This is a genomic window from Pseudomonas sp. NFPP04 (assembly GCF_900113815.1).
In the GTDB taxonomy this organism is placed as follows: Bacteria; Pseudomonadota; Gammaproteobacteria; order Pseudomonadales; family Pseudomonadaceae; genus Aquipseudomonas; species Aquipseudomonas extremorientalis.
In genome coordinates this window covers 429,992-446,184 of the sequence record NZ_FOQS01000002.1, presented here as the reverse complement: position 1 = coordinate 446,184, position 16,193 = coordinate 429,992, and the positions used below count along the sequence as shown (strand labels likewise).

At 61.4% G+C, this 16,193-nt stretch carries 16 protein-coding genes; 6 read left to right on the top strand and 10 right to left on the bottom strand.

What is annotated here, in order from left to right; all coding sequences use genetic code 11:
- Nucleotides 1-8 precede the first annotated feature (8 nt).
- Entirely contained in the window at nt 9-1,403 is a 1,395-nt protein-coding gene (locus BM017_RS05910) for an FAD-binding oxidoreductase (RefSeq protein WP_016979015.1), read from the bottom strand.
- A 205-nt stretch (nt 1,404-1,608) separates the two neighbouring features.
- On the opposite strand from BM017_RS05910, the gene serA reads away from it, so the two are divergent.
- The gene (serA, locus tag BM017_RS05900) at nt 1,609-2,838 is read left to right on the top strand and encodes a phosphoglycerate dehydrogenase (RefSeq protein ID WP_071490418.1); all 1,230 of its coding nucleotides are present in this window, start codon (nt 1,609-1,611) and stop codon (nt 2,836-2,838) included.
- Nucleotides 2,839-2,902: 64 nt separating this feature from the next.
- Here serA and BM017_RS05895 read toward each other — a convergent pair whose 3' ends face one another.
- Nucleotides 2,903-3,343, bottom strand: a complete 441-nt coding sequence (locus tag BM017_RS05895; protein ID WP_092241842.1) for a DUF4399 domain-containing protein — start codon at nt 3,341-3,343, stop codon at nt 2,903-2,905.
- Nucleotides 3,344-3,477: 134 nt separating this feature from the next.
- On the opposite strand from BM017_RS05895, the gene BM017_RS05890 reads away from it, so the two are divergent.
- Complete coding sequence (locus BM017_RS05890) at nt 3,478-4,005, top strand: transporter substrate-binding domain-containing protein (protein ID WP_092241839.1); 528 nt, start codon at nt 3,478-3,480, stop codon at nt 4,003-4,005.
- Here the strand turns inward: BM017_RS05890 and BM017_RS05885 are convergent.
- Nucleotides 3,956-4,438, bottom strand: coding sequence for a 2-thiouracil desulfurase family protein (locus BM017_RS05885; RefSeq protein ID WP_071490420.1), 483 nt, complete (start codon nt 4,436-4,438; stop codon nt 3,956-3,958). The genes BM017_RS05890 and BM017_RS05885 overlap by 50 nt on opposite strands.
- Before the next feature lie 2 nt (nt 4,439-4,440).
- Nucleotides 4,441-5,073 carry a 2OG-Fe(II) oxygenase gene (locus BM017_RS05880; RefSeq protein WP_092241837.1) on the bottom strand — a complete coding sequence of 211 codons (633 nt, stop codon included), beginning with the start codon at nt 5,071-5,073 and terminating at the stop codon, nt 4,441-4,443.
- Nucleotides 5,074-5,204: 131 nt separating this feature from the next.
- Here BM017_RS05880 and BM017_RS05875 point away from each other — a divergent pair, with 131 nt between their 5' ends.
- Complete coding sequence (locus BM017_RS05875) at nt 5,205-5,957, top strand: DUF2059 domain-containing protein (RefSeq protein ID WP_071490422.1); 753 nt, start codon at nt 5,205-5,207, stop codon at nt 5,955-5,957.
- Nucleotides 5,958-5,999: 42 nt separating this feature from the next.
- On the opposite strand, the gene BM017_RS05870 is transcribed toward BM017_RS05875, so the two are convergent.
- On the bottom strand, nt 6,000-6,923 hold the full coding sequence (locus BM017_RS05870) for a phospholipase BipL (protein ID WP_092242395.1): 924 nt from the start codon (nt 6,921-6,923) through the stop codon (nt 6,000-6,002).
- A gap of 99 nt (nt 6,924-7,022) precedes the next feature.
- On the opposite strand from BM017_RS05870, the gene BM017_RS05865 reads away from it, so the two are divergent.
- Both BM017_RS05865 and BM017_RS05860 read left to right on the top strand, forming a co-directional pair.
- A complete protein-coding gene (locus BM017_RS05865) occupies nt 7,023-7,598 on the top strand; it encodes a DUF6436 domain-containing protein (RefSeq protein ID WP_092241834.1) in 576 nt (191 codons plus the stop codon).
- A 28-nt stretch (nt 7,599-7,626) separates the two neighbouring features.
- Nucleotides 7,627-9,990 carry a penicillin acylase family protein gene (locus BM017_RS05860; protein WP_092241832.1) on the top strand — a complete coding sequence of 788 codons (2,364 nt, stop codon included), beginning with the start codon at nt 7,627-7,629 and terminating at the stop codon, nt 9,988-9,990.
- Nucleotides 9,991-9,997: 7 nt separating this feature from the next.
- Here BM017_RS05860 and BM017_RS05855 read toward each other — a convergent pair whose 3' ends face one another.
- Nucleotides 9,998-10,963, bottom strand: a complete 966-nt coding sequence (locus tag BM017_RS05855; protein ID WP_092241829.1) for a GlxA family transcriptional regulator — start codon at nt 10,961-10,963, stop codon at nt 9,998-10,000.
- A 276-nt stretch (nt 10,964-11,239) separates the two neighbouring features.
- Here BM017_RS05855 and BM017_RS05850 point away from each other — a divergent pair, with 276 nt between their 5' ends.
- Nucleotides 11,240-11,878, top strand: a complete 639-nt coding sequence (locus BM017_RS05850) for an HD domain-containing protein (protein ID WP_092241824.1) — start codon at nt 11,240-11,242, stop codon at nt 11,876-11,878.
- Nucleotides 11,879-11,980: 102 nt separating this feature from the next.
- On the opposite strand, the gene BM017_RS05845 is transcribed toward BM017_RS05850, so the two are convergent.
- The 4 genes from BM017_RS05845 to BM017_RS05830 form a co-directional block, all read right to left on the bottom strand.
- Nucleotides 11,981-12,865: an ABC transporter permease subunit gene (locus BM017_RS05845; RefSeq protein ID WP_058426490.1), complete on the bottom strand. Its 885-nt coding sequence runs from the start codon at nt 12,863-12,865 to the stop codon at nt 11,981-11,983.
- The gene (locus tag BM017_RS05840; RefSeq protein ID WP_092241816.1) at nt 12,862-13,782 is read right to left on the bottom strand and encodes an ABC transporter permease subunit; all 921 of its coding nucleotides are present in this window, start codon (nt 13,780-13,782) and stop codon (nt 12,862-12,864) included. The genes BM017_RS05845 and BM017_RS05840 overlap by 4 nt, the downstream gene beginning before the upstream one ends.
- The gene (locus BM017_RS05835) at nt 13,779-14,921 is read right to left on the bottom strand and encodes an ABC transporter ATP-binding protein (protein WP_010207336.1); all 1,143 of its coding nucleotides are present in this window, start codon (nt 14,919-14,921) and stop codon (nt 13,779-13,781) included. The genes BM017_RS05840 and BM017_RS05835 overlap by 4 nt, the downstream gene beginning before the upstream one ends.
- Before the next feature lie 64 nt (nt 14,922-14,985).
- On the bottom strand, nt 14,986-16,080 hold the full coding sequence (locus tag BM017_RS05830) for a polyamine ABC transporter substrate-binding protein (protein WP_071490428.1): 1,095 nt from the start codon (nt 16,078-16,080) through the stop codon (nt 14,986-14,988).
- Nucleotides 16,081-16,193 lie beyond the last annotated feature (113 nt).

The following is a 16,193-nucleotide window of genomic DNA, read 5'->3' as shown; positions in this document are numbered from 1 at the left end:
CAGGGCGATTAAACAGCGAAGATCTTGCCAGGGTTCATGATCCCGTTCGGGTCGAACACCGCTTTGACAGCCTTCATGTATTCGATTTCAACCGGCGAGCGACTGTAGGTCAGGTAATCGCGCTTGGTCATGCCAACGCCGTGTTCGGCGGAGATCGAGCCGTTGTATTTCTCGACGGTTTCGAACACCCACTTGTTTACGGTGGCGCACTTGGCAAAGAACTCGTCCTTGCTCAGGTTTTCCGGCTTGAGGATGTTCAGGTGCAGGTTGCCGTCGCCGATGTGGCCGAACCAGACGATTTCGAAGTCCGGATAGTGCTCGCCGACGATCGCGTCAATTTCCTTCAAGAACGCCGGTACTTTGGAGACAGTCACCGAAATATCGTTCTTGTATGGGGTCCAGTGGGAAATGGTCTCGGAGATGTACTCGCGCAGTTTCCACAGGTTGTGCAGCTGGGTTTCACTCTGGCTCATCACACCGTCCAGCACCCAGCCTTGTTCCACGCAGTGCTCGAAGGTTTCCAGTGCGTGGTTGGCGACTTCTTCGGTGGTTGCTTCGAATTCCAGCAGCGCATAGAACGGGCACTCGGTTTCGAACGGCGCCGGCACGTCGCCACGGCCCATGACCTTGGCCAGGGCCTTGTCGGAGAAGAACTCGAAGGCGGTCAGGTCCAGCTTGCTCTGGAACGCGTGCAATACCGGCATGATCGAATCAAAGTCAGTAGTGCCGAGCACCATGGCGGTGAGGTTTTTCGGCGCACGATCCAGGCGCATGGTGGCTTCGACCACAAAGCCCAGGGTGCCTTCGGCGCCGATGAACAGTTGGCGCATGTCGTAGCCGGTAGCGTTCTTGATCAGGTCGCGGTTCAGCTCCAGTACATCGCCCTTGCCGGTGACGACCTTCATGCCGGCCACCCAGTTGCGGGTCATGCCGTAGCGAATGACCTTGATTCCGCCGGCATTGGTGCCGATGTTGCCGCCAATCTGGCTGGAACCCGACGACGCGAAGTCCACCGGGTAGTACAGGCCTTTTTCTTCGGCAACGTTCTGCAATTGCTTGGTGACCACGCCCGGCTGGCACACGGCGGTGCGGTCGGTGAGGTTCACGTCGAGGATCTGGTTCATGTAGTCGAACGACACCACCACTTCGCCATTGGCCGCCACGGCAGCGGCCGACAGGCCAGTACGCCCACCGGATGGCACCAGCGCCACCTTGTGGGTATTGGCCCAACGCACGATGGCCTGGACCTGCTCAGTGGTCTTGGGGAAGACGATGGCGGTCGGGGCGGGTGCGAAGTGCTTGGTCCAATCCTTGCCGTAAGCCTCCAGGGAGTCTGCATCGGTCAGCACTTTGCCGGGCTCAACCAGGGTCTTTAGCTCATCAATCAGGGCAGGATGGGTCATCGACAGAACTCTCGAACAATTCATGGTCATCCTGAGAACGCTTCACGTCGCAGGAATGAGTGTTTAGCGGGGCGCGTATGCTAGCATACCGCCCCCGCAGGACAGAGCCCAAAGGCGTTTCTGCGGTGACGGCTTTCCTGCCGTCCGGGTCAGCTTAAGCGATCCGATTCCCTGCCATTTTTCTCCGGGATACAGGTTTACGCAGATGAGCAAGACTTCTCTCGATAAGAGCAAGATCAAGTTCCTTCTTCTGGAAGGCGTCCACCCATCGGCCGTCGAAGTACTGAAGGCCGCCGGGTACTCCAGCATTGAGTACATCACCAGTTCTCTGCCGGAAGCCCAGCTCAAGGAAAAGATCGCCGACGCGCACTTTATCGGCATTCGCTCCCGCACTCAGCTGACCGAAGAAATCTTCGATCACGCCAAGAAACTCGTGGCGGTCGGCTGTTTCTGCATCGGCACCAACCAGGTCGACCTCTCTGCTGCGCGCGAGCGCGGCATCGCGGTGTTCAACGCACCGTACTCCAACACCCGTTCCGTGGCGGAGCTGGTGCTGGCCGAGGCCATCCTGTTGTTGCGCGGCATTCCCGAGAAGAACGCTTCCTGCCACCGTGGCGGCTGGATCAAGAGCGCGGCCAACTCCTTCGAGATCCGCGGCAAGAAGCTGGGCATCGTCGGTTACGGCTCGATCGGCACTCAGTTGTCGGTCCTGGCTGAAGGCCTCGGTATGCAGGTGTTCTTCTACGACACCCTGACCAAGCTGCCATTGGGCAACGCCACCCAAGTGGCCAGCCTGACCGAGCTGCTGGGCATGTCCGACATCGTGACCCTGCACGTTCCGGAAACTGCCGAGACCCAGTGGATGATCGGCGAGAAGGAAATCCGCGCCATCAAGAAGGGCGGCATCCTGATCAACGCCGCACGCGGCACCGTGGTCGAGCTGGACGCCCTGGCCGATGCGATCAAGGACAAGCACCTGATCGGCGCCGCCATCGACGTGTTCCCGGTTGAGCCTCGCTCCAACGACGACATCTTCGAAAGCCCGCTGCGTGGCCTGGACAACGTGATCCTGACCCCGCACATCGGCGGTTCCACCGCTGAAGCCCAAGCCAACATTGGCCTGGAAGTGGCCGAGAAGCTGGTCAAGTACAGCGACAACGGTACCTCGGTATCGTCCGTGAACTTCCCGGAAGTGGCCCTGCCGGCTCACCCTGGCAAACACCGTCTGCTGCACATCCACCAGAACATCCCTGGCGTGATGATGGAGATCAACAAGGTCTTCGCGGAAAACGGCATCAACATCTCCGGTCAGTTCCTGCAGACCAACGAGAAGGTCGGCTACGTGGTGATCGACGTCGACGCCGAGTACTCGGACCTGGCGCAAGAGAAGCTGCAGCACATCAACGGCACTATCCGTAGCCGCGTGTTGTTCTAAGGTTTCGACCGCACCACGAAAAAGGGAGCCCCTCGGGGCTCCCTTTTTTGCATCTGAACAAATCTTACTTGACGTTAACCGTGATCACTTTCGAGGCTACAGTGGGCTCGAACTGGCGGTGCACGTTATCGCCCGCCACCAGTTGCAAGGTGTGCTTGCCTGGGGCCAGTGTCAGTTCGGTTTCGGTTTGCGCCTTGCCGAAATGGATAGAGGTGGCGGTGGCCGGGATCGCCTCGTCTGCTTTGAGCGACTTCACGTCCTGGTCGACCAGCAGGTGATGGTGACCGGCACCGGGCACCTGCTTGTCGATCGGTTCCAGGTCCAGCCCCTTCACGCCAAACTTGACGGTGAAGGTCTTGTCGACGGTGGCGCCATCTTTGGGCGAGACGATAAACACCTCGGCGCCCTTGGGTGCGGGGGTGCGGGGAACATCAGCAGCGTTTGCCAACATCGAAGCACCCAGCATCAGGGAGGCCAGGGTGGCACGGGACAAAAGGGCTTTCATTCGCTTCTCCAGTTTTTCTGTGAAATCTGTAGGGTTAAGACAACTTCGCGACAAATTGCTGTCCAAGGCACTCAACACCATAGCAAAGCGATGCTGACCGGCGCCTCGCACATAAAAATTCTCTAGGAGTGACCATGCGCTTTTCGCCTGGCCTGTTACTGCTGCTTCCCCTTCTGAGCCCCCTGGCTCACGCCGAGCTGGTCGATGATGTGTTCGATCGTGGCGAACTGCGCATCGCCCTTGAAGCCAATACACCTCCGTTCAACTTCAAGGAAGGCGACAAACTCACCGGTTTCGAAGTGGAACTGGGTGAACTGCTGGCAAAGGAAATGGATGTGCGCTCCTCGTTCATCACCACCGATGACGTCGACTTGCTGCCCGGCGTGGCAACCGGCAAGTACGACGTGGCCATCAACCATATCGCTAAGACTGCCGACCTTGAGGATCAGTTCGATTTCAGCGAGGTTTATCGCGAGAAGCCTGATTTGGTGATCCCGTTCCAGAAGGGTAACCCGGCGTTCAAGACGAGCCTGGACGGGGCGCTGAAACGGGTGAAGGAGGATGGCCGATTAAAGGCGCTGTCGCAAAAGTGGTTTGACGCAGAGGCCCCGACTACAGCCGCGCCAGTGCCCGCGCAGCCTCAGGCAGCTCCAGCTCACTGAACACCTGCACGCCGTGGCGCTTGAGCAGTGCCGCGGTTACGCCCTCGCCACTCACTTTCACGCCGGTAAAAGTGCCGTCATAGGTGAGCAGGTTGCCACAGGACGGGCTATTGGCCTTGAGCACGGCGATGCGGATAGCGTGGCGTTGAACCAGAGCCAGTGCCTGGCGGGCACCATCAAGGAACGCTGCGCTGAAATCTTCGCCCTCGGCCGTCAGCACCTGGGCACGCCCCTCCCACACATCCACACCCTGCCCGCCTGGGATCTCGGCAGCAGGTCGTGGCGTTGGCAAACCACCCGACACTTCCGGGCAGATCGCAACCACACGCCCCTCGGCCTGCCACGCGGCTAACTGGTCGAACGGCCCGCTGGCGCCACCGTCATAACGCACCTTGTGCCCGAGCAGGCAGCGGCTGATCAGAATCTTTTGCATGCTCAGAACGGCTCGTTGCCCCGCCGGCGAAACCAGCCGGTGAGGGACAGGCGTTCGCGCGTGGCGGGCATCACTTCGTGGGGCACCTCGCCCGACAGGAACACCACCAGGCTACCGCCGGTGGGCACCACGTCATATTCGACGCCGTTTTTGAGGTACATGCGCAACTGGCCGCCATGTTCGGGCAGCCAGGCATCGTTCAAGTAGATCACCGCCGAGACCATGCGCCGGTCATCGTCACGGAAACGATCCAGGTGCTTGAGGTAAAACGCCCCCGGCGGGTACATCGCGAAATGGCTTTCGAAGTCTTCCAGGCCCAGGAACAGGCCACGGTTCATGGCCAAGCGCAGGCTGTCCATCACCGCCATATAGGTGTCGCAAACCGCCGCATCGCCCTCTTCCAGCCACTGGATGTGGTCACCGCGAATGCCTTCACGGATCTCCTGGCTCGGGCCGCGCCCTACCGCTGCCGGGGCCAGCTCACCTTCGGCCTTGCGTTTACGGCACTCAGCCGCCAGTTCCAGGGTCAGAGCCTGGGGCAGGAAGCCGTCCTGTCGGGACCAGCCCTTTTCGGCCAGGTCGTCGACAATACATTGCAGCAAGGGGTGATCGAAGGGCATTTGCATGGCGCGCATAGTATCCATACGCCTGTGAATCCGACAGAGCCGCCGAGCGTCTGAATGCACTTTAGTCAGGTGACTGATAGGACTTCTCGACAAATCCTACGCCCGACACGGACAATAGTGGCCGACTGACAGGAGTCCCTATGCGTCGTTTGTTTTTTTCCTTGCTGATGTTCTGCGTTTTGCCCGCCTGGGCAGACGGCCATGACCAGTTGTACAAGGTCGCCGGCTGGGCCGAACAACGTGCGCATTTCAATGACGCCCTCAGTGCCGCCCAGCAACGCTATCGCAATAGCCTGCCGCCGGCGGTGTACCAGGCGCTGGTGGACAACAGCAATAAACGCTTTGCCGCCCAGGCCATGGACCAGCGTGCCGAAGCGCAATTGCGCAAACACCTGGCGGACCCTGCGCCTGCCTTGGCGTTTTTCCAATCGCCCCTGGGCCGCAAGATTGTCGCCGCCGAATTGCTCGCCACCCGCCGTGACCAACTGGCGAAAAACGCCCAGGGTTTGCCGAAAATCGAAGCCGGCGCCACACGCAGCCTGATCATCGGCCACCTGGCCCAGGCCCTGCCGGCCCGTGAAGCCGGCGCGGAAGTCAGCCTGGCGATTGCCGGCGTGGCGGCCGACAGCCTGAGCCAGATGATCCCCGGCCTGCTGGGCGGCGGCCAGGCCCAAGGCATGTTGAACGGTCAACGTGAACGGTTGATGCAGCAGATCGACAAGGATCTGAACAACACGCTGCTGTACGTCTATCGGGATCTGTCCGACCCGGAGTTGGAAGAATTCGCGACGTTTGCGGAGTCGCCGGAAGGTAAGGCGTATTACCAGGCAGCCCTTGCCGCTATTCGCGCGGGCCTGGCGGTCGGCCAAAGCACCTCAAGCCTTGCGCAGTAAAAAATGTGGGAGGGGCAAGCACCCTCCCACATTTGGATCGTCTTAGTTCAGGTGCTGGGTGAGATACCTGAAGTACTGCTCGCGAATCTCCGGAATCTCATTGGCCAAGTGATGCCTGCCACGCGGCAGCATCAACACCTCCGGCTGGTCGAACTTGCTCCGCAACACCTGCAGGTTGTGCTGCCAGTCCACCGTCATGTCTTCTTCACCCTGCACGATCACCGGCCGCCGAGGGCTGCGCGGTGCGGCTTCGATGTGTTTGATCCAGCGCGCCAAGGAGCCCACCCAGGCGGTCGGCAACTGGCGCGGCTGCAGTGGGTCGGCTTCAAGGAACGGTTTGAACGCGGGGTCGTTGGTGTTTTCGCTGAACCGCCGCGCAATGCCTTTGACGAAGGGGCGCAGCAGGTAATAGCTGACCTGCGACCAGCCCCACGCACGCGGCCGCACCAGGGGGGACAGCAGGAAGGTCTTGCCCTGGGCGGGGCTGTCGGCGCCGTGGTGGAGCAGGTGGTCCACCACCACCGCGCCGCCGGTGCTTTGCCCGAACAGGTGCCAGGGTTGTGGTAATTGCAGGGCTTCGGCCTGGCTAAACAGGGCCTGCACCACGTGCTGGTACACCGCAAAATCGTCGATGCTGGCACGCGCGCCGCTGGACAGCCCATGCCCGGGCAGATCGCAGGCGATCAACACGAAGCCCTGGTCCAGCGCCCACTTCACCACATGACGGTACAGCCCCATGTGGTCGTAGAAGCCGTGGAACATGAACATCGTGGCCACCGGTGTGGGCGGCCACCACACTTGCGCGACCACCTCGAATCCATCCACCTCGAAGCGCCCCAGGCGACTCACCGCCTGGTCCAGCCCATAGAAACGCTGGTAGACCCGTGCCTCGGCTGAAAGCGGTTGCGCATCCACCAGGGGCTGCAAGCTTTCGCGCAGATGATCGGGGTCAAAGGTGACAGGCATAAAGGCTTCCAGACTGGCGGCGAAGATGAATATCGAGCTGCGATATTCATCTGTCAGGACAAGCATGGCAAGCTACGCGACCTTCGAGGATACATCTGAATGCGACAGCCCTACCGCACCGCTCTATTCGCCAGCCTGATCCTGGTTATCTGCGCCGGCGTGCTGTGGGCGGCGTATGACTGGTTCCAGGGCCGCTACCTGCGCGCCTTCAGCGAACACACGGCGGTGTTTTCCGGTGATCCATTGAAGCTGCCCGCCGACCTCGCCGGCCCCGGCCCGATCCGCCTGGTGCACTTCTGGGACCCAGCCTGCCCGTGCAACGTCGGCAACCAGCAGCACCTGGGCGAGTTGATCGAGCAGTACGCGCGCCAAGGCGTCGAGTTCTACGCCCTGCAAAAGCCCGGCAGCCACGGCCAACTGCCCGACAACCTGCGCACGATGAAAACCCTCACCGCCCTGCCCGGCGCCGACCAGGTGCCGGCCAGCCCGGCCGTGGGGATCTGGGATCGCACAGGCAAGCTCGCGTATTTCGGGCCCTACAGCGAGGGCCTTACGTGCAATTCCAGCAACAGCTTTATTGAGCCGATCCTGAAGGCCCTTGAAGCGGGGCGCGAGATAAATGCTACTCACACCCTGGCGGTGGGCTGCTATTGTTCGTGGCCAAAAGGCTCGTAACCCGCCTCTCTCTTGGTAAGGAATGTTCATGAAGCGCGTCTTGCAGGTGTTCGCGGTTCTGGTCGTGCTGGCTGCCCTTGGCGCAGGCGCATACGTCTATAGCAAGCAGCCCACCCGCCAGGGCACGGTGACGCTGGCCAACCTGCAAGGCTCGGTCACGGTGCGCTACGACGACCGTGGCGTGCCGCATATCCGCGCCGAGAACGAAACCGACCTGTATCGCGCCCTGGGCTATGTGCATGCCCAGGACCGTCTGTTCCAGATGGAAATCATGCGGCGCCTGGCGCGTGGCGAACTGGCCGAAGTGCTCGGGCCGAAGGTGCTGGAGACCGACAAACTGTTGCGCAGCCTGCGCATTCGCGACCGCGCCGCGACCTATGTGGCGCAACTGGATCATGAGTCGGCGCACTGGAAGGCCCTGCAAGCCTATCTGGACGGGATCAACCAGTATCAGGACAGCCACGCCCGCCCGATGGAGTTCGACGTGCTGGGCATCCCCAAGCGGCCGTTCACCGCCGAAGACACCATCAGCGTCGCCGGGTATATGGCCTACAGCTTTGCCGCCGCGTTTCGCACCGAGCCTTTGCTGACTTACGTACGCGACCAGTTGGGCAGCGACTACCTGAAAATCTTTGACCTCGACTGGCAGCCCAAGGGCGCCCTCAACCTCGCCGCCAGCGACTGGCAGACCCTCGGCGCCCTCGCGTCACTGAGCGAACAGGCCCTGGCCGACAACGGCCTGCCGCAGTTCGAAGGCAGTAACGCCTGGGCCATCAGCGGCAACCGTACCAAGAGCGGCAAGCCGTTGCTGGCGGGTGACCCGCATATTCGGTTCTCGGTGCCGTCGGTGTGGTACGAAGCGCAGCTGTCGGCGCCGGGTTTCGAGCTGTATGGCTATCACAACGCACTGGTGCCGATGGCATTCCTGGGACACAACCTGGATTTCGGCTGGAGCCTGACCATGTTCCAGAACGACGACCTCGACCTGATCGCCGAGAAGGTCAACCCGGACAATGCCAACCAGGTCTGGTACCACGGCCAGTGGGTCGACATGACCCGCACCGAGCAACAGATCGCGGTAAAGGGCCAGGCGCCGGTGACGTTGACCCTGCGCCAATCGCCCCACGGCCCGATCATCAATGACGTGCTCGGCGAGAACGCCGGCAACACCCCGATTGCCATGTGGTGGGCGTTCCTCGACACCCAGAATCCGATCCTCGAAGGCTTCTACCAGCTCAACCGCGCCGACACCCTGGCCAAGGCCCGAGCCGCTGCAGCCAAGGTGTCCGCGCCGGGCCTGAATATCGTGTGGGCCAACGCCAAGGGCGATATCGGCTGGTGGGCGGCGGCGCAACTGCCGATTCGCCCGGCCGGAGTCAACCCCGGTTTCATCCTCGATGGCAGTACCGAACAGGCCGATAAACCGGGTTTCTACCCCTTCAGCGCCAACCCGCAGGAAGAAAACCCGGCACGCGGCTATGTGGTGTCGGCCAATGCTCAGCCCGCGTCGCCCACCGGTATGGAGATCCCCGGCTATTACAACCTGGCCGACCGTGGCCAGCAGTTGAATGCGCAGTTGAGCGACAAGAGCGTGAAATGGGACGTGAACAACAGCCAGGCCTTGCAACTGGGCACCACCACCGCTTTCGGCCCGCGCCTGCTGGCGCCGCTGTTGCCGGTACTGCGTGAGGTGGTCAAGGACCCGGCACAGTTGAAACTGGTGGAGCAGCTTGCACGTTGGAAAGGTGACTACCCGCTGGACTCCACCAGCGCCACGCTGTTCAACCAGTTCCTGTTCAACCTGGCCGACGCGGCCTTCCACCCGAAACTCGGCGACGGCATGTTCAAGACCCTGCTCACCACCCGCGTGATCGACGCCGCCCTGCCACGCCTGGCCGCCACGCCGGACTCACCGTGGTGGGATGGCAAGCGCGCCGACACCGTCAAGCTCGCCTGGGACAACAGCCTCGCGCACCTCAAGGCCACCCTCGGCGATGACCCGGGCCAATGGCAGTGGGGCACCGCGCATACCCTGACCCACGGCCATCCATTGGGCATGCAGAAGCCTTTGGAAAAGGTGTTCAACGTCGGCCCGTTCCCTGCGCCGGGCACCCATGAAGTGCCGAACAACCAGTCGGCCATGATCGGCCCGGCGCCGTGGCCGGTCACCTACGGCCCCTCGACCCGCCGCTTGATCGACTTCGCCGATGCGGCTCACGCACTGACCATCAACCCGGTAGGGCAAAGTGGCGTGCCGTTTGACCGACACTACAGCGACCAGGCCGAAACCTACATTGAAGGTGGCTACGAACAGGCGCATTTCACCGATGAGGAAGTGACAGCCAATACGCGCGGGACACTGAAGCTGTTGCCCGCGCGCGCGCCGCAGTAACCGGCGCCTATACCGGCGCCGCAAAGTTAAGCCGGAACTGTTGCGGCGTCACGCCCAGGCGGCGGTTGAACACACTGCGCATGTGCTGGGCGTCGCGAAAGCCGCATTGGTAGGCCACGGTCTTGAGCGGTGCGGGGCTGCTTTCCAGCATGACCCGCGCCGCATCCACCCGCGCCCGCTCGACAAACTCCGCCGGCGTGATCCGCGCCTCACGGGCAAACACCCGGGAGAAATTGCGTGCGCTCATGTTCGCGGCCTTGGCCAGATCGGCAATGGTCAGGTCCCCGGTCAGGTTCGCCAACACATACAACTGCACCAGCGCTACCGCCGAGGTCGTTTCGGCGTGGGGCGTCAGAAACGGGCTGAACTGCGACTGCCCGCCCGACCGCTGGGTGAACACCACCAGGCGCTTGGCCACGTTCAGCGCGACTTCCGGGCCATGATCCTGGGCCAACAGATACAACGACAGATCGATGCCCGCCGTGACCCCGGCCGAGGTGTAGAGACTGCCGTCCTGCACGTAGAGACGGTCGGCTTCGACCTGAGCCGTGGGGCACAAGCGCGCCAGATCCGCCGCATCGTTCCAGTGGGTGGTGACGGCTTTCCCGTCCAGCAGCCCGGCGCGGGCCAGCAGGAAAGCGCCGTTGCAGATCGAGCCGAAGCGCTGCGCACGCGCCGTGGCGCCACGCAACCAAGCATCGAACTCGGCGCCGAAGTCTTCGAAGGGCAACTGCGGACCACCCGCCACCAGCAGCAGGTCATACGCTTGCAACGCTTCGCTGTAGTGCCGGTGGGCCTGCAATGACAGGCCGTTGGAAGCAACCATGTTGCCGTGACCGAAGCCGATGACGTCCAACCGGTAATGATCCTGCGACGGCAGAAAACGGTTGGCTTCGCAGAACACGTCCATGGGACCGCTCACGTCCAGTGACTGGACGCCGGGGAAGATCAGGATGGCGACGGTTTTTTGCATGGGTAGACCTTTATGTCCGGGCGAACGCAAAACCCTGCGGGAGCTGGCTTGCCTGCGATGCAAGCGACTCGGTCCATCAGGTATACCGAGGTGATGATATCGCAGCGGTGCGGCGATCCGACAAGCCAGCGCCCACATTTGACCGAGTACACCCTTGGCGTGATATGCCAGCACATTGGCCGGGATCGCTCCCCCGCCGCGATGGCCCCTTGGCGGGCACGCGAACAGACTGGACTCATCAGCGCCACCCCCGGCGCTTTGTTGAGGAGAACCACCATGACCACCACCATCGCCGGCATCCCGATTCCGGACAGCGCCCTGGCCAAGGCCACCACCGAATACATCCGCGACGTCGAATCCGACCTGCTCTACCACCACTCGCGCCGGGTATTCCTGTTCGGCGCCTTGAGCGGTGAACGCAAGCAACTGGCCTACAACCCGGAGCTGCTTTACGTCGGCGCGATGTTCCATGACTTGGGCCTGGTGGAGGGGCATCGCAGTGACAACGAGCGCTTCGAAGTGGATGGCGCCAACGCCGCAGCCGTGTTCCTCAAGCCGTACGGGCTGAGCGATGACGATATCGAACAGGTGTGGCTGTCCATCGCCCTGCACACCACGCCGGGCGTGCCGCAGCATTTGCGCCCGACTGTGGCACTGGTGACGGCCGGCGTCGAAATGGACGTGCTGGGCATGGACTACGCCGCGTTTTCCAGCTTGCAGCGCGAAGCCGTGGTGCATGCGCACCCACGCGGCGAGGGGTTCAAGGAGTGCATCATCTGCGCGTTTGCCGACGGCTTGCGCCATCGTCCGCAGACCACGTTCGGCAACGTGAAGACGGACGTGCTGGTGGATCAGGAGCCGGGGTTCAAGCCGATGAATTTTGTGGAGGTGATCCGTAAGTCGCCCTGGACTTGAAATGCAGTCAAACGTGGGAGGGGGCTTGCCCCCGATAGCGGAGCATCAGCCACATATCCATTGGCTGACACACTGTCATCGGGGGCAAGCCCCCTCCCACATTTAGACCGGTGCAGCTGCCCGGCGCTTGTCCGGCTGCTGCCAGCCATCGGCAGCGGCTTCTTCAATCGCTTGCTGAATGGCCTTCTTGCGCATCTCTTCGGCACGCCGGCTGAAGAACCACACCAGGAAGGTCACCAGCGACACCGCCAGCAGGATCAGGCTGGCCACGGCGTTGATTTCGGGTTTGACCCCAAGGCGCACCGCCGAGAACACTTCCATCGGCAGGGTCGTCGAGCCCGGGCCCGATACGAAACTGGCAAGCACAAGGTCATCCAGGGACAACGCGAACGACATCATGCCGCCCGCCGCCAGCGACGGCGCAATCATCGGGATGGTGATCAGGAAGAACACCTTCCACGGCCGCGCACCCAGGTCCATCGCCGCTTCTTCGATCGACAGGTCCAGCTCACGCAAGCGCGCCGACACCACAACCGCCACATACGCCGCGCAGAACGTGGTGTGGGCGATCCAGATGGTGACGATGCCACGCTCCTGGGGCCAGCCGATCATCTGCGCCATGGCCACGAACAGCAGCAACAGCGACAGACCGGTGATCACCTCGGGCATCACCAACGGCGCGGTCACCAGGCCGCCAAACAGCGTGCGGCCCTTGAACTGGCTGATGCGCGTCAGCACGAAGGCCGCCAGGGTGCCCAGCGCTACCGCGGCCACTGCCGTGTAGCAGGCGATTTCCAGGGAACGCGCTACCGAACCCATCAACTGGGTGTTGTCCAGAAGGCCCACGTACCACTTGATCGACCAACCGCCCCACACTGTTACCAGCTTGGATTCGTTGAACGAGTAGATCACCAGGATCAGCATCGGCAGGTAGATGAACAGCAACCCCGCCACCAGCATGAAACTCGAGAAACTGAAGCGCTTCATACCTTGCCCTCCATCTCTTTGGCTTGGCTGCGGTTGAACAGGATGATCGGCACGATCAGGATCGCCAGCATCACCACCGCCAGGGCAGAGGCCACCGGCCAGTCACGGTTGTTGAAGAACTCTTGCCACAACACTTTACCGATCATCAGGGTTTCCGGGCCGCCCAGCAGTTCCGGGATCACGAACTCGCCCACGACGGGGATGAACACCAGCATGCAACCGGCGATGATGCCGTTCTTGGACAGCGGCACGGTGATCTTCCAGAAGCTGTTGAAGGTGCTCGAACCCAGGTCCGAAGCGGCTTCCAGCAGGCTCTGGTCGTGTTTCACCAGGTTGGCGTACAGCGGCAGGATCATGAATGGCAGGTACGAATAGACCACGCCGATATACACCGCGATGTTGGTGTTGAGGATCTGCAGCGGCTCGTTGATCAACCCGATGGACAGCAGGAAGCCATTGAGCAAACCGTTGTTGCTGAGGATGCCCATCCACGCATACACGCGGATCAGGATCGCGGTCCAGGTCGGCATCATGATCAGCAGCACCAGCACGGTCTGCATCTCTTTGCGCGCACTGGCGATGGCATAGGCCATCGGGTAGCCGATCAACAGGCACAGCAGCGTGCTGAAGAACGCCATTTTCAGCGAGCCCAGGTACGCAGCGATGTACAACTCGTCGTCGCCGAGCATCGCGTAGTTGCCCAGGTTGAGCACCAACTGCAGTTTCTGCTCAACGAAGGTGTAGATCTCGGTATACGGCGGGATCGCCACGTCGGCTTCGGCAAAACTGATCTTCAGGACGATGAAGAACGGCAGCATGAAGAACAGGAACAGCCACAGGAAGGGAATGCCAATGACCGCATGACGGCCACTGGGCGTTATTCGTTGCAGGCGGCGCTTGAGCTTCTTCATGTTCATGAGCGCAGTACCACGCCGCTGTCGTCTTCCCACCATACGTAGACCTGGTCACCCCAGGTTGGCCGCTGGCCACGGCGCTCGGCGTTGGCCACAAAGGACTGCACCAGCTTGCCGCTCGGCAACTCCACGTAGAACACCGAATGGCCGCCCAGGTAGGCAATATCGTGCACCTTGCCGCTGGACCAGTTGTGCTCGCAGGTCGGCATTTCGGTGGTGACCAACAGTTTTTCCGGGCGGATGGCGTAGGTTACCGACTTGTCTTCCACCGAGGTGGCGATGCCGTAGCCCACATAGATGTCGCGGTCCAGGTCCGGGCACTTGAGCACCGCGTGGCCTTCGGCGTCATCGACCACTTGGGTGTCGAAGATGTTGACGTTGCCGATGAACTCGCACACCAGGCGGCTGGTAGGCGTTTCGTAAATGTCGATCGGGCTGCCGATCTGGGCGATCCAGCCCAGGTGCATGATCGCGATGCGCTCGGCCATGGTCATGGCCTCTTCCTGGTCGTGTGTCACCATCACGCAGGTCACGCCCACGCGCTCGATGATCTCCACCAACTCCAGTTGCATCTGCGAACGCAGCTTCTTGTCGAGAGCGCCCATGGGCTCATCGAGCAACAGCAGTTTCGGACGCTTGGCCAGGGAACGGGCCAGGGCCACACGCTGGCGCTGGCCACCGGACAACTGGTGCGGCTTGCGCTTGGCGTACTGGCTCATCTGCACCAGTTTGAGCATCTCGGCCACGCGGGCGTCGATCTCGGCCTTGGGGATCTTGTCCTGTTGCAGGCCGAAGGCGATGTTCTGCGCCACGGTCATGTGCGGGAACAGGGCGTAGGACTGGAACATCATGTTGATCGGCCGCTCGTAGGGCGGCATGTCGGTGATGTCCTCGCCGTCGAGGTAGATGCGGCCCTCGGTCGGGCGCTCGAAACCTGCGAGCATGCGCAGCAAGGTGGACTTGCCCGAACCCGAACCGCCGAGCAGGGCGAAGATCTCGCCCTTCTTGATTTCCAGGGACACGTCGTCCACGGCAATCGTCTCGTCGAACTTCTTCGTGACCCGGTCGATTTTGACCAGCACCTTCTTCGGTGTCTGGTCCCCTTCGAGGGCTTTCTTATAGGCGCCGGAGGCAACTGCCATTTACGAAACTCCCAACAAAAATTTCTGTGCGCCCGAGGCGGGCGAACCTTGGATAGTTTGAGCCTTACTTGCCCGTCTTGACCTTGGTCCAGCTACGGGTCATCAAACGTTGCACTTTCGGGGGTAGCTCGAAGTTGACGAAGGTCCTGTCGAGTACCGCCTGCGGTGGGTAAACCGCTTCGTCCGTGCGTATCGATTGCTTCATCAGTTTGTCCGCCCCTGGGTTAGGGTTGGCGTAACCGACGTAATCACTGACCTGGGCGATCACCTCAGGTTGCAGCAAATAGTTGATGAAGGCGTGGGCTTCTTTGACGTTGGTGGCATCCTTGGGGATGGCCAGCACGTCGAACCACAGGTTGCCGCCTTCCTTCGGAATCGCGTAGGCGATGTTCACGCCCTTGCCCGCTTCGCTTGCGCGAGCCTTGGCCTGGAACACATCGCCGGAGAACCCGGCCGCCACGCAGATGTTGCCGTTGGCCAGGTCCGAGATGTATTTGGAAGAATGGAAGTAGGTCACGTAGGGCCGCACTTTGAGCAGCTTGGCTTCGGCCTTCTTGTAGTCTTCAGGGTTCTCGCTGTTGGGGTTCAGGCCCATGTAGTTGAGCACTGCCGGCAGCATTTCGTCCGCCGAGTCCATGAACGACACGCCGCACGTCGCCAGTTTCTTCATGTTTTCCGGCTCGAACAGCACGGCCCAGGAATCGATATGGTCGACGCCCAGCACTTCCTTCACTTTATCGACGTTGTAGCCGATGCCATTGGTGCCCCACAGGTACGGTACGGCGTACTGGTTGCCCGGGTCGTTCTTTTCCAGGCGCTTGAGCAGCGCCGGGTCAAGGTTGGCGTAATTTGTCAGCAACGACTTGTCGAGCTTCTGGAATGCCCCGGCCTTGATCTGCTTGCCCAGGAAGTGGTTGGACGGCACCACCACGTCGTAGCCGGTACGCCCGGCCAGCAGCTTGCCTTCCAGGGTTTCGTTGGAGTCAAACACGTCATACACGGGCTTGATGCCGCTGGCCTTTTCGAAGTTGGCCAGGGTGTCGTCGCCGATGTAATCCGACCAGTTATAAATATGCACGGTCGGTGCGGCCTGTACGCTCAACGTCAGCGTGATACCTGCACCCACCAGCATGGCTTTGCGAAATAAAGAAATTGGCAAGTGGAGGTCCTCTTAAATAGTTGGGCCCAAAGTTGTTGCCCGGCAACAAAACCGGCGCGCAACTTACCCTCGATAAACCGATCCGGCAAAACTTTCTGTTATTTAATTTGTGA

Bases quoted from the DNA above. Each gene is read 5' to 3' on its own strand.
- BM017_RS05885 (WP_071490420.1), bottom strand. From the start codon at position 4,438: ATGCAAAAGATTCTGATCAGCCGCTGCCTGCTCGGGCACAAGGTGCGT.
- BM017_RS05870 (WP_092242395.1), bottom strand. From the start codon at position 6,923: ATGCCTGTCACCTTTGACCCCGATCATCTGCGCGAAAGCTTGCAGCCC.
- BM017_RS05860 (WP_092241832.1), top strand. From the start codon at position 7,627: ATGAAGCGCGTCTTGCAGGTGTTCGCGGTTCTGGTCGTGCTGGCTGCC.
- BM017_RS05850 (WP_092241824.1), top strand. From the start codon at position 11,240: ATGACCACCACCATCGCCGGCATCCCGATTCCGGACAGCGCCCTGGCC.
- BM017_RS05910 (WP_016979015.1), bottom strand. From the start codon at position 1,403: ATGACCCATCCTGCCCTGATTGATGAGCTAAAGACCCTGGTTGAGCCC.
- serA (WP_071490418.1), top strand. From the start codon at position 1,609: ATGAGCAAGACTTCTCTCGATAAGAGCAAGATCAAGTTCCTTCTTCTG.
- BM017_RS05840 (WP_092241816.1), bottom strand. From the start codon at position 13,782: ATGAACATGAAGAAGCTCAAGCGCCGCCTGCAACGAATAACGCCCAGT.
- BM017_RS05890 (WP_092241839.1), top strand. From the start codon at position 3,478: ATGCGCTTTTCGCCTGGCCTGTTACTGCTGCTTCCCCTTCTGAGCCCC.
- BM017_RS05845 (WP_058426490.1), bottom strand. From the start codon at position 12,865: ATGAAGCGCTTCAGTTTCTCGAGTTTCATGCTGGTGGCGGGGTTGCTG.
- BM017_RS05895 (WP_092241842.1), bottom strand. From the start codon at position 3,343: ATGAAAGCCCTTTTGTCCCGTGCCACCCTGGCCTCCCTGATGCTGGGT.
- BM017_RS05875 (WP_071490422.1), top strand. From the start codon at position 5,205: ATGCGTCGTTTGTTTTTTTCCTTGCTGATGTTCTGCGTTTTGCCCGCC.
- BM017_RS05855 (WP_092241829.1), bottom strand. From the start codon at position 10,963: ATGCAAAAAACCGTCGCCATCCTGATCTTCCCCGGCGTCCAGTCACTG.
- BM017_RS05835 (WP_010207336.1), bottom strand. From the start codon at position 14,921: ATGGCAGTTGCCTCCGGCGCCTATAAGAAAGCCCTCGAAGGGGACCAG.
- BM017_RS05865 (WP_092241834.1), top strand. From the start codon at position 7,023: ATGCGACAGCCCTACCGCACCGCTCTATTCGCCAGCCTGATCCTGGTT.
- BM017_RS05880 (WP_092241837.1), bottom strand. From the start codon at position 5,073: ATGCGCGCCATGCAAATGCCCTTCGATCACCCCTTGCTGCAATGTATT.